The sequence below is a fragment of the Bradyrhizobium sp. AZCC 2289 genome (assembly GCF_036924615.1).
Classification (GTDB): Bacteria; Pseudomonadota; Alphaproteobacteria; order Rhizobiales; family Xanthobacteraceae; genus Bradyrhizobium.
Genome location: NZ_JAZHRY010000001.1, coordinates 1 through 23,334, shown reverse-complemented (window position 1 = coordinate 23,334; position 23,334 = coordinate 1). Strand labels below are relative to the sequence as shown.

24 protein-coding genes are annotated in these 23,334 nt (G+C 62.3%); 16 read left to right on the top strand and 8 right to left on the bottom strand.

Features of this window, described 5'->3' with window-relative positions; translation table 11 throughout:
- Positions 1 to 342 precede the first annotated feature (342 nt).
- Positions 343 to 1,305, bottom strand: coding sequence for an IS110 family transposase (locus tag V1289_RS00120; protein WP_334395129.1), 963 nt, complete (start codon positions 1,303 to 1,305; stop codon positions 343 to 345).
- A gap of 669 nt (positions 1,306 to 1,974) precedes the next feature.
- On the opposite strand from V1289_RS00120, the gene V1289_RS00115 reads away from it, so the two are divergent.
- The 7 genes from V1289_RS00115 to V1289_RS00085 all read left to right on the top strand — a co-directional run bounded on the left by V1289_RS00115 (position 1,975) and on the right by V1289_RS00085 (position 8,549).
- A complete protein-coding gene (locus tag V1289_RS00115; RefSeq protein ID WP_334395128.1) occupies positions 1,975 to 3,123 on the top strand; it encodes a thiolase domain-containing protein in 1,149 nt (382 codons plus the stop codon).
- Complete coding sequence (locus tag V1289_RS00110; protein WP_334395127.1) at positions 3,123 to 3,512, top strand: Zn-ribbon domain-containing OB-fold protein; 390 nt, start codon at positions 3,123 to 3,125, stop codon at positions 3,510 to 3,512. Before V1289_RS00115 ends, V1289_RS00110 begins: the two co-directional genes overlap by 1 nt.
- 136 nt (positions 3,513 to 3,648) lie before the next feature.
- The gene (locus V1289_RS00105) at positions 3,649 to 4,509 is read left to right on the top strand and encodes a MaoC/PaaZ C-terminal domain-containing protein (protein WP_334395126.1); all 861 of its coding nucleotides are present in this window, start codon (positions 3,649 to 3,651) and stop codon (positions 4,507 to 4,509) included.
- Positions 4,510 to 4,661: 152 nt separating this feature from the next.
- Positions 4,662 to 5,540 carry an SDR family oxidoreductase gene (locus V1289_RS00100; RefSeq protein WP_334395125.1) on the top strand — a complete coding sequence of 293 codons (879 nt, stop codon included), beginning with the start codon at positions 4,662 to 4,664 and terminating at the stop codon, positions 5,538 to 5,540.
- A gap of 122 nt (positions 5,541 to 5,662) precedes the next feature.
- A complete protein-coding gene (locus V1289_RS00095) occupies positions 5,663 to 6,619 on the top strand; it encodes a dihydrodipicolinate synthase family protein (protein ID WP_334395124.1) in 957 nt (318 codons plus the stop codon).
- Between the two features lie 123 nt (positions 6,620 to 6,742).
- The gene (locus V1289_RS00090) at positions 6,743 to 7,543 is read left to right on the top strand and encodes an NUDIX hydrolase (RefSeq protein ID WP_334395123.1); all 801 of its coding nucleotides are present in this window, start codon (positions 6,743 to 6,745) and stop codon (positions 7,541 to 7,543) included.
- Between the two features lie 82 nt (positions 7,544 to 7,625).
- Complete coding sequence (locus tag V1289_RS00085) at positions 7,626 to 8,549, top strand: DMT family transporter (RefSeq protein ID WP_334395122.1); 924 nt, start codon at positions 7,626 to 7,628, stop codon at positions 8,547 to 8,549.
- Here V1289_RS00085 and V1289_RS00080 read toward each other — a convergent pair.
- The gene (locus tag V1289_RS00080; protein WP_334395121.1) at positions 8,541 to 8,735 is read right to left on the bottom strand and encodes a cytochrome-c peroxidase; all 195 of its coding nucleotides are present in this window, start codon (positions 8,733 to 8,735) and stop codon (positions 8,541 to 8,543) included. The two genes, V1289_RS00085 and V1289_RS00080, sit on opposite strands and share 9 nt — an antisense overlap.
- Positions 8,736 to 8,942: 207 nt before the next feature.
- Between V1289_RS00080 and V1289_RS00075 the strand changes: the two genes are divergently transcribed.
- Positions 8,943 to 11,624 (top strand): PAS domain S-box protein, encoded by a 2,682-nt coding sequence (locus V1289_RS00075; RefSeq protein WP_334395120.1) that lies wholly within the window; start codon positions 8,943 to 8,945, stop codon positions 11,622 to 11,624.
- 184 nt (positions 11,625 to 11,808) lie between these two features.
- On the opposite strand, the gene V1289_RS00070 is transcribed toward V1289_RS00075, so the two are convergent.
- Positions 11,809 to 12,156, bottom strand: a complete 348-nt coding sequence (locus tag V1289_RS00070) for a GrlR family regulatory protein (protein ID WP_334395119.1) — start codon at positions 12,154 to 12,156, stop codon at positions 11,809 to 11,811.
- A 240-nt stretch (positions 12,157 to 12,396) separates the two neighbouring features.
- On the opposite strand from V1289_RS00070, the gene V1289_RS00065 reads away from it, so the two are divergent.
- Entirely contained in the window at positions 12,397 to 12,876 is a 480-nt protein-coding gene (locus V1289_RS00065) for a hypothetical protein (RefSeq protein ID WP_442895931.1), read from the top strand.
- Between the two features lie 149 nt (positions 12,877 to 13,025).
- Here V1289_RS00065 and V1289_RS00060 read toward each other — a convergent pair whose 3' ends face one another.
- Complete coding sequence (locus tag V1289_RS00060; protein ID WP_309177572.1) at positions 13,026 to 13,403, bottom strand: VOC family protein; 378 nt, start codon at positions 13,401 to 13,403, stop codon at positions 13,026 to 13,028.
- Positions 13,404 to 13,699: 296 nt separating this feature from the next.
- Between V1289_RS00060 and V1289_RS00055 the strand changes: the two genes are divergently transcribed.
- Positions 13,700 to 14,269 (top strand): hypothetical protein, encoded by a 570-nt coding sequence (locus V1289_RS00055; protein ID WP_334395117.1) that lies wholly within the window; start codon positions 13,700 to 13,702, stop codon positions 14,267 to 14,269.
- 118 nt (positions 14,270 to 14,387) lie between these two features.
- Entirely contained in the window at positions 14,388 to 14,846 is a 459-nt protein-coding gene (locus V1289_RS00050; RefSeq protein WP_334395116.1) for a hypothetical protein, read from the top strand.
- A gap of 95 nt (positions 14,847 to 14,941) precedes the next feature.
- Here V1289_RS00050 and V1289_RS00045 read toward each other — a convergent pair whose 3' ends face one another.
- Together V1289_RS00045 and V1289_RS00040 are read right to left on the bottom strand one after the other, a co-directional pair.
- Positions 14,942 to 15,322, bottom strand: a complete 381-nt coding sequence (locus V1289_RS00045) for a hypothetical protein (protein ID WP_334395115.1) — start codon at positions 15,320 to 15,322, stop codon at positions 14,942 to 14,944.
- Between the two features lie 188 nt (positions 15,323 to 15,510).
- On the bottom strand, positions 15,511 to 15,714 hold the full coding sequence (locus tag V1289_RS00040) for a hypothetical protein (RefSeq protein ID WP_334395114.1): 204 nt from the start codon (positions 15,712 to 15,714) through the stop codon (positions 15,511 to 15,513).
- 146 nt (positions 15,715 to 15,860) lie between these two features.
- On the opposite strand from V1289_RS00040, the gene V1289_RS00035 reads away from it, so the two are divergent.
- The 5 genes from V1289_RS00035 to V1289_RS00015 all read left to right on the top strand — a co-directional run bounded on the left by V1289_RS00035 (position 15,861) and on the right by V1289_RS00015 (position 21,929).
- Positions 15,861 to 16,946 carry a pyridoxal phosphate-dependent aminotransferase gene (locus V1289_RS00035; RefSeq protein WP_334395113.1) on the top strand — a complete coding sequence of 362 codons (1,086 nt, stop codon included), beginning with the start codon at positions 15,861 to 15,863 and terminating at the stop codon, positions 16,944 to 16,946.
- Positions 16,947 to 17,186: 240 nt separating this feature from the next.
- On the top strand, positions 17,187 to 18,173 hold the full coding sequence (locus V1289_RS00030; protein WP_334407194.1) for an alpha/beta hydrolase: 987 nt from the start codon (positions 17,187 to 17,189) through the stop codon (positions 18,171 to 18,173).
- A gap of 173 nt (positions 18,174 to 18,346) precedes the next feature.
- Entirely contained in the window at positions 18,347 to 18,907 is a 561-nt protein-coding gene (locus V1289_RS00025) for a hypothetical protein (RefSeq protein ID WP_334395112.1), read from the top strand.
- A 488-nt stretch (positions 18,908 to 19,395) separates the two neighbouring features.
- A complete protein-coding gene (locus V1289_RS00020) occupies positions 19,396 to 19,599 on the top strand; it encodes a hypothetical protein (protein ID WP_334395111.1) in 204 nt (67 codons plus the stop codon).
- A gap of 1,194 nt (positions 19,600 to 20,793) precedes the next feature.
- A protein-coding gene (locus V1289_RS00015; RefSeq protein ID WP_334395110.1) for an IS3 family transposase occupies positions 20,794 to 21,929 on the top strand; the annotation gives its coding sequence in 2 pieces (ribosomal slippage) (positions 20,794 to 21,052 and positions 21,052 to 21,929; 1,137 coding nt in all).
- 1,008 nt (positions 21,930 to 22,937) lie between these two features.
- Here the strand turns inward: V1289_RS00015 and V1289_RS00010 are convergent.
- A complete protein-coding gene (locus tag V1289_RS00010; RefSeq protein WP_334395109.1) occupies positions 22,938 to 23,087 on the bottom strand; it encodes a hypothetical protein in 150 nt (49 codons plus the stop codon).
- On the bottom strand, positions 23,077 to 23,334 hold a 258-nt coding region (locus V1289_RS00005), incomplete at its 5' end, for a hypothetical protein (protein ID WP_334395108.1). The genes V1289_RS00005 and V1289_RS00010, both read right to left, overlap by 11 nt.

The window sequence follows — 23,334 nt, the reverse complement described above, 5'->3', positions numbered from 1 at the left end:
AGATCGCAGGGCGGATTTCCGTGAGCGATCACGGCGCGCAGGACGAGCGACGTTGTTGCGTACGGCAAAACCGTGTGGTCCTGGCACCCGTTGCTGGTGTCAAGTCGGCGGAGGTTTTTCGAGCCCAACCGGGCGCGCACGAAACCTTAAATCCGCTGACGACGGTGACAAGACGAATTCGTCGCCGGGGAGCAACTGTGATGAATTGGACCAGTGATCGGCCGGGTTCAAGGCTGGCAAGCGCCACCGCCTCCGGCGGCTTCGGCCTTGAGCCCGTCCGCTCACCGGTCCTTTGGCTTGGCAGGCGCTCGGTCGCAGACCGAGCGCAGAGGAGGCGCTCGATCAGCTCAATGCGTACCGATTGGCATCCCACTTTTGGCGCCGCTCGATCATGATGTTGAGAATGCTGATCAGCTTGCGCATGCAGGCGGTCAGCGCCACCTTCTTTTCTTTTCCCTTGGCAACCAGGCGATCGTAAAAGGCCTTGAGGACCGGATTGTGCTGTGTCGCCGCCCCAAGGCAGGCCATATAGAACACGTTGCGGATCCGACGGCGCCCGCCCTTGATGTGCCGCTCGCCTCGACGTCGGCCACTGTCGTCATCGTAAGGGGCGACACCCAACAAGGCCGCAACGATCCTGTTGTTGGCTTGCCCCAGTTCCGGCATGGCGGCGATGAGCGCAGCAGAGGTGGTGCGGGCGAGGCCCGGAACGCTTTCGATGATCTCGGCGAGTTCGGTAAAATGCGGCGTCGCCTGGATCTTGGCCGAGATCGCGGCCTCGATCTTGACCAGCTCGACACCGATCGTCTTCAGGATCCGGGCGTGAATCCGCTGCACCGCGGCCGGCAGCGCATGCTCGCCCTGGCTTTCCAGCTTGGTCTGCATCTCCTTCAGTGCCTGGCGCGCATTCACCATCTGATGAAGCTCTTCGCGCTTCGCGTCATAGGCTTGGCCCGGAGCTTCGTCGAAGGTCTCGGCGAACCAGGCAATCATCTCGGCATCGATCGTGTCATTCTTGGCGAGCCGTCCGGCCGATTGAGCGAAGCTGCGAACGCGCTTCGGATCGACGATCCGAACCTCGATCCTGGCATCACGCAGCGCCTTGGCCCACTCGCGCTCGTAGCCGCCGCTCGCCTCCATCACCGCCTTGCTGACCTTCCGCCGGCGGAGCCACGATGCCAGTTCGCGGCGACCTTCGGCTGTGGCTGCAAACGTGCGCCTCAAAGCCAGCGAACGAATGCAAACATCCACCTTGTCCTTGGCGACATCGATTCCCGCGACAACGAGATCATTTTGTGCCATCATCCAGCTCCCTTCCTTGCTCGGTTCGGGCTCCAAGCCCATGCAACTGTTCGGGTTGAGGAAGACACCGGACCTGTCCCACGCTCCCCGGCAGGCTCTATGGCCTTCGAGCACGAACGGGCTCAGATCCAGCGAACGGGCGGTTGGTCAAAACCGCCCGTTTGCACATTCTGACAGATTTTGCGGACACAAGAGCGCGGCATAAGCCGTAAAGCCATTGCGCAGGGAATGTCGGATTGCCTCCGCTGCCCTGTATGCTCGTGTGCGCATCTTCTTGTGCACATTGCACACACGAGACCGCGGGTGCAGCGTGCATCCGGCATTCCCTGCGCCCTCTCTTTTCGAGAGGTGCGAAAATGACCTGCAAACCTCGGGCGCGTCGCGCCGCGAGAACGGGAAGTTGTGTTTACCGTCATTGCGAGGAGCTCTTGCGACGAAGCAATCCATTCTTTCTTGACGCGGAGAAATGGATTGCTTCGCTCCGCTCGCAATGACGGCCTCTACGATCGCGCCATACCGTCCACGTCATCGCCCGGCTCGACCAGCGCTTGACCGGGGAGGGTGGTGGCGATCTGCGACCGTCTCGCCAGACGGAATATTTCCTTACTTGCCAAGCCAGCCCTTACAGGCCAGAAAAACTGCCGGAGACAAGAAACGCCACCGGAGAACGATTTGACCATCAAGGGCAAGGCCTACATTGCCGGGATCTATGAGCATCCGACCCGGCACGCACCCGATAAATCCACCGCACAGCTACATGCCGAGGTCGCGAAGGGCGCGATCGAAGATGCCGGGCTGACCAAGGCCGACATCGACGGCTATTTCTGCGCCGGCGACGCCCCGGGCGGCGTGATGAACATGGTCGATTATCTCGGCCTCAAGGTCCGTCACCTCGATTCCACCGATACCGGCGGCTGTTCCTATCTGATCCATCTCGGCCATGCTGCGGAAGCGATCGCCGCCGGCAAGTGCTCGATCGCGCTGATTACGCTGGCGGGCAAGCCGCGTACCGGACCGATGCCGCCGCGCGCGGCCGGCGCCGAGGCCGATTTCGAGACGGCCTATGGCGCAACCACCCACAATGCCTACGGCATGTGTGCCATGCGCCATATGCACGACTACGGTACCACCAGCGAGCAGCTCGCCTGGATCAAGGTCGCGGCGTCGCATCACGCCCAATACAATCCGCACGCGATGCTCAAGGACGTCGTCACCGTCGAGGACGTGCTGAACTCGCCGATGATCTCCGATCCCTTGCACCGGATGGATTGCTGTGTCGTCACCGACGGCGGCGGCGCGCTGATCGTGACCACGCCGGAGATCGCCAAGAGCCTGAAGAAGCCGCTGGTGCGCCTGATCGGGCACGGCGAGTCGACCAAAGGACCGCGCGGCGGCAAGGATCTCGATCTGACGCACTCCGCCGGCCTCTGGTCCGGACCCCGCGCGTTCGAAGAGGCCGGCGTCACGCCGAAGGATATCAAATACGCCTCGATCTACGACAGCTTTACCATCACGGTGCTGATGCAGATCGAGGATTTGGGATTTTGCAAGAAGGGTGAGGGCGGCAAATTCGTCGCCGACGGCAATCTGATTTCCGGTGTCGGCAAATTGCCGTTCAATACCGATGGCGGCGGCCTCTGCAGCAACCATCCCGTCAACCGCGGCGGCATGACGAAAATCATCGAGGCGGTGCGCCAGTTGCGCGGCGAAGCCCATCCGAAGGTGCAGGTGAAAAATTGCGATCTCGCGATCGCGCACGGCACCGGCGGACTGCTCGGCGTGCGCCACGCCGCCTCAACCTGCATCCTGGAGCGTGCATGATGGCTGAAGCAAAAAAATATCCGGCGCCGGTGACCAACCCCGAAACTGCAGCGTTCTGGGAAGCGGCGAAAGCGGGCAAGTTCATGATCAAGCGCTGCACCGCCTGCGGCGAGCCGCATTATTTTCCGCGCTCGATCTGCCCGTTCTGCTTTTCCGACAAGACGGTGTGGGAGGAGGCTTCCGGCGAGGCCACGATCTACACCTTCAGCCTGATGCGCAAATCCGCCACCGGGCCGTACGCGATCGCCTACGTCACGTTGAAGGAAGGCCCGTCGCTGCAGACCAACATCGTCGATTGCGACATGGACAAGCTCGAGATCGGCCAGAAGGTGAAAGTGGTGTTCAAGCCGACCGACGGCGCGCCGCTGCCGTTCTTCACGCCGGTGTAGCGAGATTGCGCGCGGTGCGCGCCCAGCAACAGGTGGTCATCCCCGCGAAAGCGGGGATCCAGTAAACACCGGCGATTACTGGATGCCCGCCTTCGCGGGCATGACAAGCAGAAAAAATTCGGGAGGACGCACGAACATGCCTATCAAGTACGATGAGCTGATGGCCCTGAAAAATCTCGGCCAGAAATACGCCTACACCGATCGCGAAGTCATGCTCTACGCCTATGGGATCGGAATGGGCGCTGACCCCATGGACGAGAAGGAGCTGGCGTTCGTCAACGAGGCCGTCGCCACGGCGCGGGCGTTGAAGGTGGTGCCGACCTTTGCCTCCGTCGCGGCGTGGGGCGCGGGTCCCGGCGAAATGAATCTCAACCGCGTGATGGTGGTGGACGGCGAACGCGACATCACCTTCCACAGGCCGTTTGCGACCGCGGCCCACATCACCGCCGACTCCACGGTCCTCGACGTCTTCGACAAGGGCAAGGACAAGGGCGCGGTGATCCGGCACCAGACGGTGCTCAGGGATGAGAGGGGCGAGAAGCTCGCGACCCTGGTCGCGTCGCGCTTCGCACGCGGCGATGGCGGCTTTGGTGGGCCTTCGGAAGGCCAGCCCGATCCGCACAAGGTGCCGACGCGCGCGCCCGACAAGACCGTCGATATTTCGACGCGTCCGGATCAGGCCTTGGTCTACCGTCTCTGCGGCGACCGCAATCCGCTGCACAGCGATCCCGAATTTGCCAAGAAGGCCGGCTTCCCAAGACCGATCCTGCACGGCATGTGCACCTACGGCATCACCTGCCGCGGCGTGTTGCAAACCTATGCCGATTACGATCCGTCCGCCTTCAAACAGCATTCCGCGCGGTTCTCCTCGCCGGTCTATCCCGGCGAGACCGTGACCATGGAATTGTGGAAGGACGGCAACGTGGTTTCATTCGAAGCCAAGGTGAAAGCGCGGGGCGTCACCGTGATCAAGAGCGGCAGGACGGTGCTGGGCTAGGGCGGCGAGGGCGGTGCGCATCAGTAATTCGTCATGCCCGGCCTTATGCCGGGCATCCACGTCTTCCTTTTGGAAACGAAGAAAGACGTGGATGGCCGGGACAAGCCCGGCCATGACGGCGTTTAAATAAACGAAGGTACGGGAGAAACACCATGGGATTACTCGACGGCAAGGTTGCGATCGTCACGGGGGCGGGCGGCGGGCTGGGTGAGGCCTACGCCAAACTGTTTGCAAGCGAAGGCGCGGCGGTCGTGGTCAACGACCTCGGCGGACCGCGCGACGGCTCCGGCGCCGATGTCTCGATGGCGCAAAAAGTGGTCAACGCGATCAAGGCCGAAGGCGGCCGCGCGGTCGCCAATGGCGCCGATATCTCGACCATGGCGGGCGGGCAGTCGGTGTTCGACGACGCGATCAAGAATTTCGGCCGCGCCGATATCCTCGTCAACAATGCCGGCATCCTGCTCGACGAGACCTTTGCCAAGGCGAACGAGACCAACTGGGACAAGGTGATCCGGGTGCATTTGAAAGGCACCTTCTGCTGCACCCAGCCGGTGTTCAAATGGATGCGCGAGAACGGCGGCGGCGTCATCGTCAATACGTCCTCGACCTCGGGCCTGATCGGCAATTTCGGCCAGACCAATTACGGCGCCGCCAAGGGCGGTATCTGGGGATTGTCCAACGTGCTGGCGATCGAGGGCCGCAAATACAACATCCGGATCTGGACCCTGGCGCCGGGGGCGCTGACCCGCATGACCGCGGACCTGCCGCGCTACAAGGAAAACCCCGGCCTGGCCTTAGGTCCCGACGGCATCGCACCGGCCGTGCTATACATGGTCAGCGATTTGTCGGGCGACCAGACCGGCAAGGTGCTCGGCGTCTCCGGCCCCCGCGGCGTCCGCGAGATGCGGATGATGGAAATGGACGGCTGGAAGCCGCCGCATACGGGCTGGAAGGCCCAGGACGTCGTCGACCACGCCAAGGAGATCTTCTTCTCCGAGGAGCAGATCAAGATGGGCGCGCGAAGGTTTTGAGTTTACCGTCATTCCGGGATGGTCCGAAGGACCAGACCCGGAATCTCGAGATTCCCCGATGTGCAATTGCACATCGTAGTTCGCTTCGCGCCCCGGAATGACGAAAGAGGATAGAGGCACAAATGACAAAACTCACCGCCCAGGCCGCAGGCACCTTCGCGATCGCGCCGACCCCGTTCCACGACGATGGCCGCATCGACGACAAATCCATCGACCGGCTGACCGACTTCTACGCCGAAGTCGGCTGCGACGGCGTCACCGTGCTCGGCATTCTCGGCGAGGCGCCGAAGCTCGATGCCGCCGAGGCCGAGCAGGTCGCGGTCCGCTTCGTCAAGCGCGCCAAGACCATGCAGATCATCGTCGGCGTCTCCGCGCCCGGATTTGCCACCATGCGCTCGCTGGCGCAAAAATCGATGGATGCCGGTGCGGCCGGCGTCATGATCGCGCCGCCGCCGCATCTGCGCACCGACGATCAGATCACCGGTTATTTCAAGCAGGCCCAGGAAGCGATCGGCAACGACATTCCCTGGGTGCTGCAGGATTATCCGCTGACCCTCAACGTGGTGTTCACGCCCGCCGTGATCCGCAAGATCGTGATGGACTCACCGTCCTGCGTCATGCTCAAGCATGAGGACTGGCCGGGGCTGGAAAAGATCTCCACGCTGCGCGGCTTCCAGAAGGACGGCTCGCTGAAACCGATGTCCATTCTCGTCGGCAATGGCGGGCTGTTCCTCGATTTCGAAATGGAGCGCGGCGCCGACGGCGCCATGACCGGCTACGCCTTCCCGGAATTGCTGATCGATGTCGTAAAACTGTCGAAGGCGGGAAAACGCGATGCCGCGCACAATCTGTTCGACGCGCATCTGCCGCTGATCCGCTACGAGCAGCAGCCCGGCGCGGGGCTTGCGGTGCGCAAATACGTGCTGCAGAAGCGCGGCATCATCGCCTCCAGCGCGCAGCGCAAGCCCGGCGCGACCATCACGGCCGCGGCCAAGGCCGAGGTGGATTATTTGCTGTCGCGGGTCGCGCGGGTCGACCGCCGCGCCAATCTGCAACCGCAATCCAGCGCAGCGGGCTAGAAATTCCTCATGGCGAGGAGGCGCGCAGCGCCGTCTCGAACCATGAGGCCCCAATGCCACCAATCATCCTTCGAGACGCGGCCAAGGGCCGCTCCTCGGGATGAGGTCCCGAGGAGTAAGCCCATGGCCGAGATCGTCGCCCCGCGTCCCGCATCCACCATCCTGCTGCTGCGCGACAGCGCGGCGCAAGGCGAAATCGAAGTCTTCATGATGGTCCGCCATTACGAGATCGACTTCAATTCCGGTGCGCTGGTGTTTCCCGGCGGCAGCGTCGACAAGGGCGACAAGGAGATCATCGCCAACCCCGCGCTCTATTCGGGCGGCGAGGAGCTCGACGAGGCTAGCTTAAGTTTCCGCATCGCCGCGATCCGCGAGACCTTTGAGGAAAGCGGCATCCTGCTGGCGCGGCCGCAGGGATCGAATGCGCTGGTCGATGCCAAGCGTGCGGGCGAGATCGAGGCCATCAATCGCGCCGATTTGTGCGACGGCAAGATCAGCTTCCTGAAAGTGCTCACCGACAACGGCATGCTGCTAGCGCTCGACGAACTCGTGCCCTATGCGCACTGGATCACGCCAGAGGGCATGCCAAAGCGCTTCGATACCTGGTTCTTCCTCGCCGCAGCCCCTCCGGAACAGGCCGGCGCCCATGACGGCAAGGAATCCACCGACTCGATCTGGGTGTCGCCGCGCGAGGCGCTGGAAGGCGGCGAAACCGGCCGCTTCAAGCTGCCATTCCCGACCACCCGCAATTTGATCAAGCTCGGCAAACAGGCCAGCGTAAAGGCAGCGCTGGACGACAGCCGCGGCAAGCCGGTCGTGACAGTGACGCCGGTGATGACGAAATTGAACGGCGGCCGTCAGCTCCGGATTCCGCGCGAGGCCGGCTATGACGGCGAGGTGTTCGAAGTCGGCGCGCTGGGTTAGCACACTTCGGCGCGCAACGAAGTATTCTGTTGCCTTCACCATGTAGATTCCGCTTCGATCAATCGAGGGCCGGAAAACCGACATGGAAGAATCCCACCCGCGCCACCCCAACATGGCCGTCGAACTGGCGCTGCTCGTCCTGCTGGCCACGCTGTGGGGCGCATCCTATACCTTCATCAAGCTTGGCGTCGCGACCATTCCGCCGATCACGCTGATCGCGGCGCGCACCGCGATTGCGGGCGTGCTGCTGCTGGCGATCATGCAATGGCGCGGGCTGAAAATGCCCCGCGACGCTGCGACCTGGCGGCGCTTTATGTTTCAGGCCTGCCTCAACAGCGTGATCCCCTGGACCATGATCGCCTGGGGCGAGCGCTCGCTCGACGCAGGGCTGGCGACCATTCTCAATTCCACTTCGCCGATTTTTACCTTTTTCCTGACGCTGTCCGTCGCGCGGCATGAGGTGCTGACGTCGCGAAAACTGCTCGGCGTCGTCGCCGGCATGGCCGGTATCTGCCTGATCGTCGGCGTGCAGGCGCTGGCCGGGTTGGGCGAGCAGTTGACCGCGCAAATCGTCACCGTGCTTGCCGCGATCTGCTACGCGGGCGCGGCGATCTTCAGCCGAGGCTTTAAAGACCTCGACCCGATGGCGTCGGCGGCAGGTTCGCTGCTGTGTGGCGCGGCCATCCTGATCCCGCTTAGCCTGGTGGTGGACCAGCCCTGGACGCTGGCGCCATCGGCGAGTTCGTTGCTGGCGCTATCGGGCCTTGCGGTATTCTCGACCGCGTTCGCCTTCGTCATTTACTTCCGCCTGATCCAGACCCTGGGATCGGTCGGCACCACGGCGCAGGCCTATCTGCGCGTACCTATCGGTGTCGCGCTGGGCGTGCTGTTCCTTGGCGAGAGTTTGGCCCCGACCGCGTGGATCGGGCTGGCTTGCGTGGTCGTCGGCGTGGCTGCGATGACGATCCCGGCAAGGAAGGTGGCACCGATTGGCGCCTCATCCTAAGCCGTCATTACGCCGCAGGCCGTCGCCCCAGGCCAGCCTGGGATGATGGCAGGTGGCGCAGGAAATGGTGCCGGAGGCCGACATCAGGGGGTCGAAGAACAGCCTACGCCCGAGTTCAGCCTTCTCGGGCGAGTAGGGGTTTTCCGCCGGAAACGGCACGCTGGCGGGCCGCGTGAATTTCGCCATCCGGGCACTCCGCTCGGCCGCTGCCGCCGCGGAATCCCGGATTGGTGCAGCGAGAATCGCGAATGTGACACCCAACGTGATGTACAAGGCTATGTACTGGGCGAGCGATCTGGCGAATCTGGCCGGTTTCTCCGTCATTTTCAGCATGTTCCCCATCGCCCGAAATACATCGTATATTACGACCGTTTGGAGCCCGGCCTCAATAACATGACCTCTGAATTGCCGCCGAATTCGCCAATGACGCGATCGTTCTCGCTTTCGATCGGTCAGCTGACGTTCGGCAGCTTCCTGCTGGTGCTCGCGGTGATCATCATCACTTCGACCGCCAGCGTCATCGCCATCCGCCATCTCGACGCGACCTTTGGCGAGCTGCAGCGGTTGCAGAGCGTCGGCGACCTCGCCGAGGACATCGACCGGCGCATGAACGAATTGCGGCTGGCGGCGCGCGATTTCGTCACTGACCCCGGCACCCAATCGGTCCAGGTGGGCGAAGCCGCGACCTCGCTGAGCGAGGTCCTGAAGAAGACCCGGCTGGAGCTTGCCCCCGAACAGCAGGACATGATCGATGGCGTCACCGAACGGCTGGCGACCTACCGCAGCGGCATCGAGCGGATCTCGGCGCTGATCAACCGCCGCGCAGAAATGATCGTCGGGCTGCCGCCGCTGCGCGAGAAATTCGACGAGGCCGTCGCCGACAGTCCCGATCCCAACATCTCCTCAACGCTGTCCCAGACCCAAAGCCGCATCGCTTCTGCGCTGCTGGCGCACAATCCGTCGGCTGCCGAACAGGCGGCGCAAACCATGCGCTCGATGTCGATCCCGGATCCAAAACTCCGCATGGCTGTCGACAATTACGCCGAAGCGATCGTCGGCATATCGATCCGCGAACGCCAGATATCCGATATCGACAAGGAGGTGCTCGGCGCCGAGGGCCGCCTGATCCAGCGCGTCACCGAATTGTTGCGCGAGGTCAGCGCGCGCCAGGGCCATGTTCTGTCCCGCGATTTCGCCAGAACGCTGACGGAAGCCAGATGGCAAAGCATCGTGCTCGGCACCGCCGGCGTCCTGATCGGACTGTTTGCAGCACTGCTGGTGGTGCGCCGTACCGTGCGCCCGCTGGCATCGATTGCGACCTCGATCCGCGCGGTGGCGGGCGGCGAGAAAAGCGCCTCGATCCCGCAGACCGACGTCGACAACGAGATCGGCGATATCGCCCGCGCCGCCGAAGTATTCCGCCAGACCCTGGTCGATGCCGACGCCGCGCGGGAAGCGGCGGTGCGCGCTCTGGCCGAACAGCGCCTTGCCGAGGAGAGCTATCGCAAACTGTTCGAGGCGTCGGTCGACGGCATTTACGTCACGACACCGGGCGGCGCGCTGCTCAACGCCAATCCGGCGCTGGCGCGGATGATGGGTTACGCCACGCCGTACGCCCTGATCAACGGCATCGGCGACATCGCCGATACCGTCTATGTCGATAGGGCGGCGCGGACGCAATTTCAGAAGCTGATGGAACGCGACGGCATGGTCCGCGAGTTCGAATACCAGGTCCGCGCCCGCGACGGCGCGGTGCTCTGGCTCTCGGACAGCGCCAGCGCGGTGCGCAACGAGGCTGGCGAGGTGGTCCGCTACGAAGGAACGGTGCGCGACATCACCGACCAGAAGCGCGCCGAAGATGCGATCGCCGAAGGCCGCCGTTTGCTGCAGATGGTGATCGACACGGTGCCCGCGGTAATCAACGTCAAGGACAGGAAGCTGCGTTATGTGCTGATGAACCGTTACATGGCCGGCATTTTCGGCATCGAGCCGCAGGACGCGATCGGCCAGACCACGCAGGACCTGATGTCGCGCTACGGCGCTGCAAAGACCGACGAGAACGACAAGCGGGTGCTGGCGGGCGGCCGGGAACTCGGCTTTTACGAAGAGGAATACAAGGATTCCGCCGGCAATATGCGGCAATGGCTGGTCAACAAGCTGCCTATCCTGGACACCGCGGGCGAGATCGAAAACATCGTCACCGTCGCGCTCGACATCGGCGAACGCAAGCGCGTCGAGTTCGAGATGCGCAAGGCCAAGGACGCCGCCGAAGCGGCATTGCGCAATCTGCGGGAGACGCAGAACTCGCTGATCGAGGCCGAAAAGCTCGCCGCCCTCGGGCGCCTCGTGGCGGGCGTCGCCCACGAGGTCAACAATCCCGTCGGCATCAGCCTGACGGTCGCCTCCGCACTGGAGCGCAAGACCGCGATGTTCGCGGCCGAAGTCGCGCGCGGCGAATTGCGGCGCTCCAGCCTGAATGATTATCTCGACACCAGCCGCGATGCGTCGTCGCAACTGGTCGCCAATCTCAATCGCGCTGCCGAACTGATCACCTCGTTCAAGCAGGTCGCGGCGGATCGCAATTATTCGGACCAGCGCAATTTCGACCTCGGCGATCTCACCGAGCAAGTGGTGATGAGTCTGCGGCCGGGCCTGCGCAAGCACAATCTGACGCTCAACGTCGATTGCCAGCCCAACCTCATCATGAACAGCTATCCCGGCCCGTACGGGCAGGTGCTGACCAATCTGTTCCTGAATTCGGTGGCGCACGCGTTCCCGGACGGCAAGCCCGGCACGGTCGATATCCAGGTGCGGGAGTCCGGCAAGGACAATGTCGAGGTGCTGTTTTCCGACGACGGCTGCGGCATGAGCCTCGACGTCCGCCGCCGCGCGTTCGATCCGTTCTTCACGACGCGGCGCGATCAGGGCGGCACGGGCTTAGGCCTGCACATCGTCTACAGCATCGTGACCAACCGCCTCGGCGGCCGGCTCGACCTCGATTCCGAACCCGGCGGCGGCACGCGGATCCAGATGATCCTGCCGCGCACAGCGCCGCTGGAGCAGGCGGCGGAATAGCTGTTTCATGTAAGCGGCTAGTTCGGATCACCTCGCCCGCTTGCGGCCGCAAGCGGGGAGAGGTCGGATTGCGCGCAAGCACAATCCGGGTGAGGGGGGACTCTCCGCGAGTCGAATGCGTGGAAGCAGCCCCTCACCCCAACCCTCTCCCCGCAAGAGCGGGGCGAGGGAGAAGGATCACGCCCTAATTCGTGTCCGCCAGCCTGCGCAGCGTCGCGCCGAAAATCTGGCTGGCTTTTCCGACCAGCGCCGTCCCGTTCATGGTGGCGCGGGTGTCGGTGAAGGTGCCGGTGACGCCGATGCCGACCGGGTTCGGTCCGCCGAACAGCGGATTGGCATCGGGGCTGGAAGTGTGACGCTGCACCAGCACCTCGCCCTTGAAGGTATCGCCCTTGACCGTGTAGCTGCCGGTGTAGAACAGATAGGCGTCCCCGCCGAGGATTTGGCCATCGCGGAACAGAATCACGCCGCTGCCCTTGCCGACGCGCCCGTCCAGCAAAGTGACGTGAATCGAATACAGGCCGTTCTTCATGACGTACCGCTGCCGGCGCGCCCGTTGTCCCCGGTGCCGGTAGTCTTTTATGCCAAAGCGCAGCACCCCGCGCAACGCGACAGCTTGACCGCTGGCCGGTGGGGGCGGGTCAGACCCTCGGTTCCTGCCAGCCGGATTATGTGACAGCGGGATGACGGCTGGGGCAACTCGAATCAAACTGGCCCGCGAAATGCATAGTTGATTTCGGCACCGGCCGGCGGGTGCTGGAGCAAGAGACAGGTGACCCACTGGAACAATTCCGGCGGCCACATGGCGCGCCGATGCACCGAGAGTGACGACCGTAGAATTGCGGATCGCCATCCGCCTTCGCTGACGCTGACGCTTCGGCGGACACGTCGGCGTATGAGGATGCCACTGAGCATAGCGCTGGCGGCGATGTTGACGGCAGCGGCCGCGTATCCCGCGCATGCGCGCGATCCGGACGGCCGTTACGCCAACTCGCCGCTCAAGCAATGGTTCGACAGCCTGAAAAGCGGCAAGGGGCCGTGTTGCTCCGACGCCGACGGCACCGCGGTCAGCGATGTCGATTGGGAATCCAGCAACGGACATTACCGCGTGCGGATCGAAGGCGAATGGGTCGAGGTGCCCGATGACGCCGTCATCACCGAACCCAATCGCGTCGGCCGAACCATGGTGTGGCCGATCCGCGGCTATGGCGGACTGACCATCCGCTGCTTCATGCCGGGATCGATGACATGACCTGTCCGGTGCAAGAGCCCGTCCGCCGACGTGTCCGCCGAAGCGTTAGCGAAGGCGGAAGCGTCGGCGAAGGCGGAAGCTTCAGCGCAGGCGGGCGCCGGGCAGCATGACGTAGCGGTCTTTGGTTTGCGTCGGACGGCGCGCCGTGCTCACGCGTATTTCTTGTCGCGCTCCAGGAGCTCGACCGAGATGCCCTGCGGCCCGCGGATGAAACAGATGCGCACGCCCGGCCGGATCGTGGTCGGCTCTCGCGTGAACTCGACGCCCTTGGCCTTGATCTCGGCGGCGACCGCGTCGATGTCTTTCACCGTCAGGCCGATATGATCGAGACCCTGATAGGGCGTCACCGGCGGTGCGTTGTCGCCGGCCTTGACCGGCGCAATGAACACATTGGCGCCGCCGAGCTTGACGTCGATCCGCCCGGGTCCGCGGATGATCTCGCCGCCGAGGATATCGTGCAGCCAGGCCGCGGTCGCTTCGGGATCGGGACTGCGCAAATGGACGTGGTCCCAGGTTACGGTCGGCATCTTGGGTCTCCCTGCATTTTTGTGATTGCGGCGCCGTGGCTGGCTTTCCGGGTGTTGCGGCCGCGCAATCCTAGCGGCCGGGCATCCGCCATGCCAATGGCTGCTTACGCAAACAAGGGCTGCCGCCGCAAAATTGTCACGCCGGCATGAAACCATTTCGTTCCAGCGCTATTGATGAATGGAACGCGGCGGAACCGTACAGCGGCAGTCGTGACAAAGGCCGTATGGTGTAAGCCCGTACGGCTTTTTTCATGCGCGGCGGGGCACCTGGCTCGCCGCCGGTTGAGGGCGCGGCTATGAGGATCGGCTATTGGTCGTCCGTACACGACAAGGCAAGGCTTGTCGTTTTGCCTGTCGTCGCCATCGCCGGATTTGCAGCCTGGATCATGCTTCCGGACCCAAGCGACGCAGAGGACCAATCCGCACCGGTGCCCGCCGTGATTGCAGGGCCTGCGCAAAATGCGGCACCGGTTGATCCGGCGACCGCGCCGACGCAGTCGACCGAGGCAACGGCGCCCGCCGACGCGGCCGCGCCTGCCGCGGTTGCGACCGAAACCACGGCGCCGGCCAAATCGCCGCTCGACGGCCTGAAGATTTCCGCGCAATCCTGGCGCCGTGGCGGGCTGGGTTCCAAGGCCCTGGTCACGCTCACGCTGCGCAACCGCAACGACTTCGCGGTCAAGGACATCGAGATCGACTGCGCCTTTGCGCGCCGCGACGGCAGCCATTTGACGGATCGCAAACGCGTGATCGGCGACGTCATCAGCATGAAGAGCCGGAAGACCTATTCCGGTATGCTGGTGGGGTTCGTCAATATTAATGCGAATAGGGCGAAATGCTCGCTGGTGACGGCCAGCCGGATTTAACCCCGGAACCCGAAAAAGTGACCGCCGCTGTTTGAACCTTCAATGCGGCGTCAGGAACTAATCACTACATCACCCGTTAGGCGATGAACCGCGCGATCGCGCGGGGGGAGCGATACCAATGCCCGTGGCGCGTTATTTCCTGTATATCGGCGGAGTACTCCTCGCGCTGCTGTTCGCGGTCGACGCCTTTATGCCGCAGGAGTTCGCGGTGGCGAGCCACAGCGCCCCCGGAATCGACAAGTCGACCGTGCGAATACATTCCGTCCAGAAATTGCCGGAGCGGGTGGTGTACGACACCAGCCTGCCCACGATCGTGCCGCCGGCGGCCAGGACCGTTGTCGCCGCTGCCGCCCCGCTGGCTCCCGCAGCCGATGCCTCGGCCCAGGCCCGTGTGCGCAACACCTTTGCGCAGTTTGTCCCGCCCGACGCCAAGAAGCTCGAACAGCCGCAGGCGCCAAAGAAACGCAGGATCGCCAAGGTTCGCATGTACCCGCCCGCGAACCCGCCGCTGCGCTTTGCACAGCAGCAACCGCATTTCGGCTTCTTCGGCGGCCCGATCTGGAACAGCACCTGGTAACGCGCGCCGCGTGAGGTGACACTCCACGTTCACGGGCAGCGACTTGTCCGCCGTAGCTCAATGAGCGAAGGCGGACGGCCAGGTCGGCTTTCTGCTTACTTCGGCAGTTTCGGGATCTTGTCGGCAAAGCCGTTGTAGCAGGTCAGCCGCTCGTCTTCCTCTTTCAGGAAGCGGCAATCATTGACGCCCTTGGCCGCCGGGGGTTTTGGCTTCGGCGTGGGCTTGAAGATCGCATCGTAGCAGTTCAGCCGGTCCTTGGTCGCGTCGTCGATGTCCTGACACGCCTGCAGCTTCTGGGCGATGGATTGGGGCTTGGCGGGCGCCTCTGACTTCTTGCCGGCCGCTTTTGGCTTCTTCGAGTCGACCTGCACCAGCGGCTTGTCGCCGACCGTCGGTGGGCTGGCCGGGGGTGGGGTGGTCTGGGCGAACACGGCGGCGGGCCACAGGAGCGCCAACGCCAGGATGATCTGTCTCATGTCATTCGCTTTCATTCTTTCGCTCGCAATGGGAATCTTCCACGCCGCCACGGCGGCCGGAGCTCCATCCCCAAGCAACTCGCCGATTTAGCTGATCTGTTGTGGTGGCGGCAACCCTCCATGGCCGGGGGTATGCCAAATGGGGTGCCCCTTTCGCCTCGGTTTTGCCGTCCTGGAGCGAGGTTTTATTAGGCCTTGATCGTGCCGGCGGCTCGAATTTCCGGCGCGCGGGCGAAGAAGTACTCCCGGTACTCCTCGTTGTATTCGCGCGGCGATTTGGTGTCTGGATTCCACGCGGGCGGCGCATGGGGCGGATAGTCAGCCAGAGCCTGCGCCACCTGACGCTGTTGCTCCGTCGTAGGCGGGTGAGCGCGCTTTAGCCAGCCAAACATCCGGTATCCTTTGCCGGGGAGGTGATAGGGCGACTTTACCCGACAGAGCCGACGGGCGACGATAATGCCGCTATATAAACGACACCTGCAGCGGGCCCGAGGCACGCCCATATGACCCGCGCATCCCGAACGACAGGCATTCCCGCATGACTTACGAACGCGCCCATCTCAAGGTCATGCAGGGCTACACGCCGGGCCAGCAGCCGGACACGCCGGCCATCAAGTTGAACACCAACGAAAATCCCTATCCGCCCGGCCCCGCAATTGCGCACGTCCTGAGTTCGTTTCCGCTCGACAGCTTGCGGCGCTATCCGGATCCGCTTGCAGGTAGCTTTCGCGCCAGCGTCGCTCGCCTGCAAGGCCTCGCGCCTGCAAACGTCATAGCGACCAACGGCGGCGATGAGCTGCTCCGACTGGCGTTGACGACATTCCTCGATCACGGAAAGCCGCTCGGACTGTTGACGCCGAGCTATACTCTCTATTCCGTTCTGGCGACCGTCCATGGCAGTCCGCTCGCCGGCGTACCGCTTGGCAAGGATTGGTCGGTTCCCGATGACACCGCCGACCGATGGAATGCGGCGGGAGCCCCGCTCGCGATCATCACCAACCCTCACGCGCCATCAGGCACTCTTGTCTCGGCAGTCGACCTTCATAAACTCGCGCAGACCTTCCGCGGCGTGCTGCTCGTCGACGAAGCCTATGTCGACTTTGTCGATCCCGAGATTGGCCATGAGACATCCACCTTGGTCGCCGCCTGTCCCAATGTGCTGCTGCTGCGAACCCTCAGCAAAGGCTATTCGCTCGCGGGGCTGCGGCTCGCCTACGGCCTCGGCGCTGCCGACCTCGTTGCTCCCATGCTGTCGAAGACGAAGGATTCCTACAACGTCGACGCCATCGCACAAGCCGTTGGGACAGCCGCACTCGAAGACATCAGATCCGCGGCCAGAAGCTGGGAGGCGGTGCGCCATGAGCGGAGCGCGCTTAAGCTCGCCCTGACCGCGATTGGTTTGCCATGCTCGCCGTCGCAGGCGAATTTTCTCCTCGCGACCGTTCCCGACGGCGGACGATGGCACAGCGCGGAGAAAGTCTATCGGTCTCTCATGGCCCAACGCATCTTTGTGCGATGGTTCAACGAGGAGGGACTGCGGGATAAACTGCGGATCAGCATCGGCACGCCCGAGGAAAATCGGCACCTTGTGGAAGCGCTCCGGCTGCTTGGCGGATCGAAGTAGATTTCAAAGCGATCTGAACCGCTCGTCGCCGCTTCAAGCGCACAAGCGGCGGTCTTGGCGTGACCGGTTCGATCGGTAAATCTGCAATGGCCCGAGATTTTGCACGACGTCCATAGGGCCGCCCGCCCATTTCTCGCCGCCATTGTCGTTCAGGAAGCTTAGTGGGGCTGGTCCAATAGCGGGCAGTATTCCTGAAGGTTCCGTGTGATCGTCCCATATTTGCTGCACCAAGACGTTGTTGTGTCTCGCCGCGCGCTGCTGGCCGGGCTTTCGTCCCTAACCGGCGCGCTTGCGCTCGGCGGATGCGCTGGCTTGGGCGCGACTGGCGCGAGCTTCGACGCTTCCTCGCTCTCAACAGACCCTACATTGCTCGTCACAACCACACGCAAGCGGGTGAATGGCGGGCGCGCGAAGCCCTGGTTCGGGCCGGAACGCGCGTCTGCGATGACGGTTGCACGGGCGAAGCTGGTGCCGCCGGACGACGGCCGCCTTTCGCTCGCCTCAGTTGGACTTGCCGACTGGCGTCTTGATCAGGTCGAGCCGCTGTCGGGGGAGGTCGGCGATCTTCTTGCGCAAGCCAGCGGCGGACCAGACGTCCTGATCTACGTCCACGGCTTCAAGCAGACGTTCGAGACGGCGGCGCTTGATGCCGCGCACCTTTCCGATGGAATCAAGTTCCGCGGCCGGACGATGCTATTCTCCTGGCCTTCGAAGGCGGGACTGTTCGACTACGCCTATGACCGCGACAGCGCGATGTGGTCGCGCGACGACTTCGAGCGCGTACTCTCTTCCATCGTGTCGACCCCGGGTAGCGGCCGCGTCCACATTATCGCGCACAGTATGGGAACCATGCTGGCGCTGGAAAGCCTGCGTCAGCTCTATGCGCGATACGGAGACACCATTGCGAGCAGGATCGGGGCGGTGGTGTTTGCCGCGCCGGACATCGATATGGACGTGTTCTCGTCGGCGATCCACCGCATCGGTCCGCTCGCTGGCAAGATCACCGTGATCGCCGCGACGAACGATCGGGCGTTGGCGCTGTCGGGACAAATCGCTGGTGGCATGACACGGGTCGGCGCCGCCGAGAAGGCGGTCATCGAACGGCTGGGGGTGCGCGTGATCGACGCTTCCGATAGCGGCTGGGGCATCATCAACCACGATTTGTTTCTATCGAATGCGGAAGTGCAGCGGGTGATACGCCGCTCGATTGACACAACGGCCGCATGAACTCGGCTTTGAGGAAACGATTGCGCGGGAAGGCTGCTTGCTGGCCGCGATGTCGCTTTTTTTCGCGTCGTTTCGGGTGCTTCCATGCCCGGGACCTGCTCCCGGTTCCTTGGTCTCCCGGCCGGCTCCGGGGAACACATCGTTGGCGTCCGAATTGATACGACGGAGGGGACATGACCCGGGTATGGAACACACCGATTTTCGGGATCGCGCTCGTCTATTTCATCGTCGACGGCGTCTTTTCCTATGTCACGCGACCGATCACAGTATGGATTGCAAGACAGAGGCTGTTTGAGCGCGTGCGGCTCTGGATCACTTCATTGCGGCCGTATCCTTCGCTTGCGCTTTTTGCGGTGCCGGTGATCATCCTCGAGCCGGCGAAACCTTTGAGCGGCTATTTGATCGGGACCGGGCATTTCTTCGCGGGAGCGGTCATTTTTATTACAGCCGAAGTCTTGAAGCTCACCGTCGTGGAACGGCTGTTTCAGTTGAACAAGGATAAGCTGTTGTCGATCCCGGCGTTTGCGTGGGGATACCGGTATTGGCGAACAATGATGGAGATCGTCGAATCTCTCGAAGTCTGGAAGGCGGCAAGAAGGGTGGCTGCTCGGGTCGGAAACGTGTGGCGTGCGGTTTTTCACCGATCCAGAGGCGCGCGAAGCGAACCACGCGCGCACGGCACGCGGATTGTTCGCTCGAGTTTAGCTGACCGATATCAAGGACGCGCTTCGTAGATCGCCAATTGGGCTGCTTAGCGGTTTAGTACGTAGCAGATGCTGGCGCACTCGGAGAACTTCTAACTGTACCAATAACCCATTGAAAGTTAGATATTTTCTCTGCGCGATTTTGCGCGGCGTACAAAACGAGAGACAAAACACAAGCGGGCGCTCTCCCGACCCCGTTACTTCCCGCCCTTCCGCTCATATCGCGCCAGCGCCTCGGCGCTGCGCTCGGCATCTTCTTGGCCGAAGGTCGGCCTCGGTGAGCCCGGTCCGGACGCCCGCCCATAAGAACGCGCCATGTTCCCGAATCGGTCCCAAGATCACGATGCGTTCCTATGGGTCGGGGGGTACTGTCCGTATTTAACCCCAAGTGTCCTGAGTAGAATTTCGTCTTGTCCCAATTTGAATGTTCACTTTGGAACCGACCGCCGAACGCCGGCATATTAGGATTGGAACTGCAAAACCCCACGGATTAGGACCCGTATGCAGGAGATGGAGTCATGCTGCGTCGCCGTTTCAAACAGACCAAATCCCTTGAAGAACGTCTTTCCGAAGAAGCGAAGCGTCTACGAGAGAAAGCCAAGTCGCTCCCACCTGGCGCCGTGCGCGAAGGCCTTTTACGCAAAGCCCGTCAAGCTGAAACCGCCTCTCGAATAAACGAGTGGCTTTCCTCTCCGGGACTCCAACCACCAGAACCAGCCTAGAAGAAGTAATGCCGCCTCAGTTGGCGGCCTCTTCACTCTGTTAGCCGCAATCGTGTTGATCATTGGCAGGATGAACGTCGCGCTAACCGTCATAAAAGCGTCATCAAGGTCTCCTGTATTCCGTGGAACTACGGGATGGGAGCCTGCTCATGATCAAATCCGACGTCACCTGTCCCGCATGCAACGGCGGCTATCGACGGATCGAACTAGCCTCGCGACCTGGGCCCAAGGGAGAATTTCGCTGTTTGGTCTGCGACCAGGTGCTTGAGGTTTTCGACGGCACAAAGGACGTCGCACTTAGGCTTACGGTACAGCCAGTAAAGCGGGGACAATCCATTTCCAGACTCGCATCATTGCGGCATACTTTCCACAGCTAGTCGTGATCATACGCCACGTCTGTAACGACTGGTGAGGCCCGGCGCGCGACTGACGGGGGACGCGGCCGGGCCGCCATTGTTATCGTAGCTTCATTAACCTGCGACACAGTTAGATCGCTGGGATTTAAAGACCCAGCCGGGGAAATGCCGACGCCGCGCCGAGCGAATATATTCCGCTCCGGCCGGCGTTGTTTTTGGGTCGCCTCAGTTGGCGGCCTCGTTCAATTCGCGCGTCGCGGAGAAGCAGCGGCCCCAGCAGCAGGGGGGCTGGGGTTGAGCTGGGGCCGCCCATTCCAACCGCTGGCAACGCGGAAACAAGCGGCCAACGGTGAACCAAATTACCGCAACTCGGCTGATCGTTCCGAACTAGTTTGGAGTACCTCAGTTGGCGGCCTCTTTCATTTCCCCGCCGGATCACTTGCCAGTCGTTCGGGCAGCGCTCGCCAGCGATCACAGTCGTATGGGGTGTCAGGGTTTCGTCGTCGGCCATCAAATCCCGGTTTCACGCAGCGGGCTCTTAAATTGATTCGTGAGGATCGGTCGAAAGGCTTCCACCTATCGTCGAATTCGCGCGACCAAGGCAAAGAACACCTCCGACTTTGGCATGCTTCGTGCTTAGTTTAAATCTGCCGGGAATTTAAGCACCCGACTGCGGAAATATTGCATACCCGAGCGAACATACTCAGCTTGGGGCGGCGCTATCCGTCAGGGCCGCTCATTTGATGAAGTAAGAGCCGGCTCCGGAAATCTGAACAGGGCGATAAGTGGAGTTTCTGCCTGACGGCGGGCAAGATTGGCCCGCGAATCAGGAGAGACGATGAGCAGACGAGCACGCCGGAACCACACCCCGGCTTTCAAGGCGAAGGTGGCACTTGCTGCCGTCAAGGGCGACCGAACACTGGCTCAACTGGCGGAGCAGTTCGACGTCCACCCCAATCAGATCACATCGTGGAAAGCGCAGCTTGAAGGCGGCGCCGCCGATGTGTTTGGGCCAGGTCACGGTAACGCTACGCGGTTACCCGCGATTGATGTGAAGTCGCTGCATGCCAAGATCGGGGAACTGACGCTGGAGAACGATTTTTTAGAAGGAGCGCTCACCAAGGCGGGATTGCTGAGCGCAAAGCGATGATCGACCGTGAGCACGATCTGCCGATCACCAAGCAGGCGAAAGTTTTGAAGATCAGCCGCGGCAGCGTTTATTATCTGCCGCGCCCGGTGTCGTCTGCCGACCTCGCGATCATGCCGCGGCTCGACCGGCTGCACCTGGAGTTTCCTTTCGCCGGTTCGCGCATGTTGCGAGGCCTGCTGGCTTTGCAGGGGTGCAAGATCGGCCGCCGGCATGTCAAAACGCTGATGCAGCGGATGGGGATAGAGGCGCTCTATCGCCGTCCGCGCACCACCAAGCCCGAGCCCGGCCACAAGATCTATCCATATCTGTTGCGCGGCATGGAGATCACGCGCCCGAACCAGGTCTGGGCAATGGACATCACCTACATCCCGATGGCACGCGGCTTCGTGTATCTCGCTGTCGTCCTCGACTGGGCGACCCGCCGGGTTCTGTCGTGGCGGCTGTCGATCACGATGGAGGCAGCCTTCTGCATCGAGACCCTGGAGGACGCCCTTGCTCGTCACGGCAAGCCCGAAATCTTCAATACCGATCAGGGCTCGCAGTTCACCGGCGCGGCCTTCACCGGCGCGCTCGCCAGCAACGGCATCGCGATCAGCATGGATGGCAAAGGAGCATGGCGGGACAACGTGTTCGTCGAGCGGCTGTGGCGCAGCGTCAAATACGAGGAGGTCTATCTGCGGGCCTACGAAAGCGTCGGCGAGGCACGACATTCGATCGGCCGGTATCTCGATTTTTACAACGGCCGACGTCCTCATTCGAGTCTTGACGACATGACCCCGGATCAAGCCTACTTCAACCTTCCGTCGCCCCGCGCGGCGGCCTAACCCCGGCAGAGGCTCCACTTATCGACGCGGAATTTTTGTTCAGACAACCGGGGCCAGCTCTGTATACAGCCGCTCGGGTAACCCCATGGGAGTTACTGAGGTTATGGACAGCACCCAACATTGCCGAGACCAGGCGGCGGAATGTCTTCGCTTGATGAAATCAGTACAGAATGAAGCTGAGGCCGCGGTTCTGAGAAATCTATCCCAGAGCTGGTCGAGACTTGCCGGCCAAATCGATCGATACAATGCGCTCGTGCGTGACAAAGACCGCGCGGCCAGGATAAGGGCCGTCTCGACCAATAATCCAGGCCAAACTGCATCCGTGACGAATATTGGCAGTTAGTTGAAGCGCGCCGCGCGTGCTTAGGGACTTGAGACCGCCCGATACTCCATGCCGCCGGCCGGTCCTCTGGCGTCCAATTGAAATTCGGTCGGACATCGGCGCCTCTCTTGCCACACGCCTTGCAATCGAAGCGCGCTTCCAGATCGGACAACCGGACCTCATCGGCCATCGGTCTGCGCTGATCGCGATTCGAATGGCTGCTGTAGACCTGCAGCCGGCGGAGGGCCGGGCCGGCGTATGTCGTCCGGCAACGTCGTGCGTCGGGCCTCTCTTTTATTGCTTGATCGCGACTATTGCTTGATCGCGACCCGGGCTGGTTTAGTCGAATGATGTTGTGGCGGGCCTATCGTTCCCCAGACCACCGCGGCAACTGCCAGTGCCGCCAAAACTGTCGCCATGACCCGCTTTTCGCTTCTCATGGTCGCGACTGTCAGTTCTTAAGTTCCAACTGCCGTATCTCAACCAGACGTGCGAGGCAATATTCGCGATACAAAACGTTGATGAGGTCCCACATGGCCGAATCCCCTTTGGTCCAATGAGGAAATGCTAGGCCGGGTTTGTTTCCGGCCGGCTTCGCGGACTCGAAAAATGGTTTCGTGGCCTTATCAGCCCGCCGGTTCACGCCCGGCGGGGTTTCTGTTTAGAATTTTGGGGTCTGAGCGGCCTTATGAGCGACGCGGCTCGTCGTTCTTTTCTGCATCTTCTTTGGGAACGATTTCGGCCGACTTGCCGGACTGGTTGCCCGGATTGTAATGGTGCTTTCCTTCCGATTTTTCGCCGGGCTGCTTCTCGTTCGGGTTCTTGTTATCGGACATCTGGTGCTCCTTTGAGCACAACAACCTTATCGGAAGACGTAAGTTCCTCTTGCGGCGCCCTCTCGAAACCACTCACATTCCAGATGATCGTAACAGCTGCGCAGACTTGACGACCTTGCAAGCCTTCGTGGCCATGCGTCGTGGTGCTGGTGGCGCAGTCGATCAGTGTCAGAGTTGCGGTCTGCCAGTGCGGGATATCCGTGAGCAAACTGCGGCCGTCGGGCAGCGCGATCGGATCGTCAAAGCT

Bases quoted from the DNA above. Each gene is read 5' to 3' on its own strand.
- V1289_RS00100 (WP_334395125.1), top strand. From the start codon at position 4,662: ATGGGATTACTCGACGGCAAGGTTGCGATCGTCACGGGGGCGGGCGGC.
- V1289_RS00035 (WP_334395113.1), top strand. From the start codon at position 15,861: ATGACTTACGAACGCGCCCATCTCAAGGTCATGCAGGGCTACACGCCG.
- V1289_RS00080 (WP_334395121.1), bottom strand. From the start codon at position 8,735: ATGGCGAAATTCACGCGGCCCGCCAGCGTGCCGTTTCCGGCGGAAAAC.
- V1289_RS00105 (WP_334395126.1), top strand. From the start codon at position 3,649: ATGCCTATCAAGTACGATGAGCTGATGGCCCTGAAAAATCTCGGCCAG.
- V1289_RS00055 (WP_334395117.1), top strand. From the start codon at position 13,700: ATGAGGATCGGCTATTGGTCGTCCGTACACGACAAGGCAAGGCTTGTC.
- V1289_RS00075 (WP_334395120.1), top strand. From the start codon at position 8,943: ATGACCTCTGAATTGCCGCCGAATTCGCCAATGACGCGATCGTTCTCG.
- V1289_RS00120 (WP_334395129.1), bottom strand. From the start codon at position 1,305: ATGATGGCACAAAATGATCTCGTTGTCGCGGGAATCGATGTCGCCAAG.
- V1289_RS00070 (WP_334395119.1), bottom strand. From the start codon at position 12,156: ATGAAGAACGGCCTGTATTCGATTCACGTCACTTTGCTGGACGGGCGC.
- V1289_RS00025 (WP_334395112.1), top strand. From the start codon at position 18,347: ATGACCCGGGTATGGAACACACCGATTTTCGGGATCGCGCTCGTCTAT.
- V1289_RS00010 (WP_334395109.1), bottom strand. From the start codon at position 23,087: ATGTCCGATAACAAGAACCCGAACGAGAAGCAGCCCGGCGAAAAATCG.
- V1289_RS00040 (WP_334395114.1), bottom strand. From the start codon at position 15,714: ATGTTTGGCTGGCTAAAGCGCGCTCACCCGCCTACGACGGAGCAACAG.
- V1289_RS00060 (WP_309177572.1), bottom strand. From the start codon at position 13,403: ATGCCGACCGTAACCTGGGACCACGTCCATTTGCGCAGTCCCGATCCC.
- V1289_RS00110 (WP_334395127.1), top strand. From the start codon at position 3,123: ATGGCTGAAGCAAAAAAATATCCGGCGCCGGTGACCAACCCCGAAACT.
- V1289_RS00045 (WP_334395115.1), bottom strand. From the start codon at position 15,322: ATGAGACAGATCATCCTGGCGTTGGCGCTCCTGTGGCCCGCCGCCGTG.
- V1289_RS00050 (WP_334395116.1), top strand. From the start codon at position 14,388: ATGCCCGTGGCGCGTTATTTCCTGTATATCGGCGGAGTACTCCTCGCG.
- V1289_RS00095 (WP_334395124.1), top strand. From the start codon at position 5,663: ATGACAAAACTCACCGCCCAGGCCGCAGGCACCTTCGCGATCGCGCCG.
- V1289_RS00090 (WP_334395123.1), top strand. From the start codon at position 6,743: ATGGCCGAGATCGTCGCCCCGCGTCCCGCATCCACCATCCTGCTGCTG.
- V1289_RS00085 (WP_334395122.1), top strand. From the start codon at position 7,626: ATGGAAGAATCCCACCCGCGCCACCCCAACATGGCCGTCGAACTGGCG.
- V1289_RS00020 (WP_334395111.1), top strand. From the start codon at position 19,396: ATGCTGCGTCGCCGTTTCAAACAGACCAAATCCCTTGAAGAACGTCTT.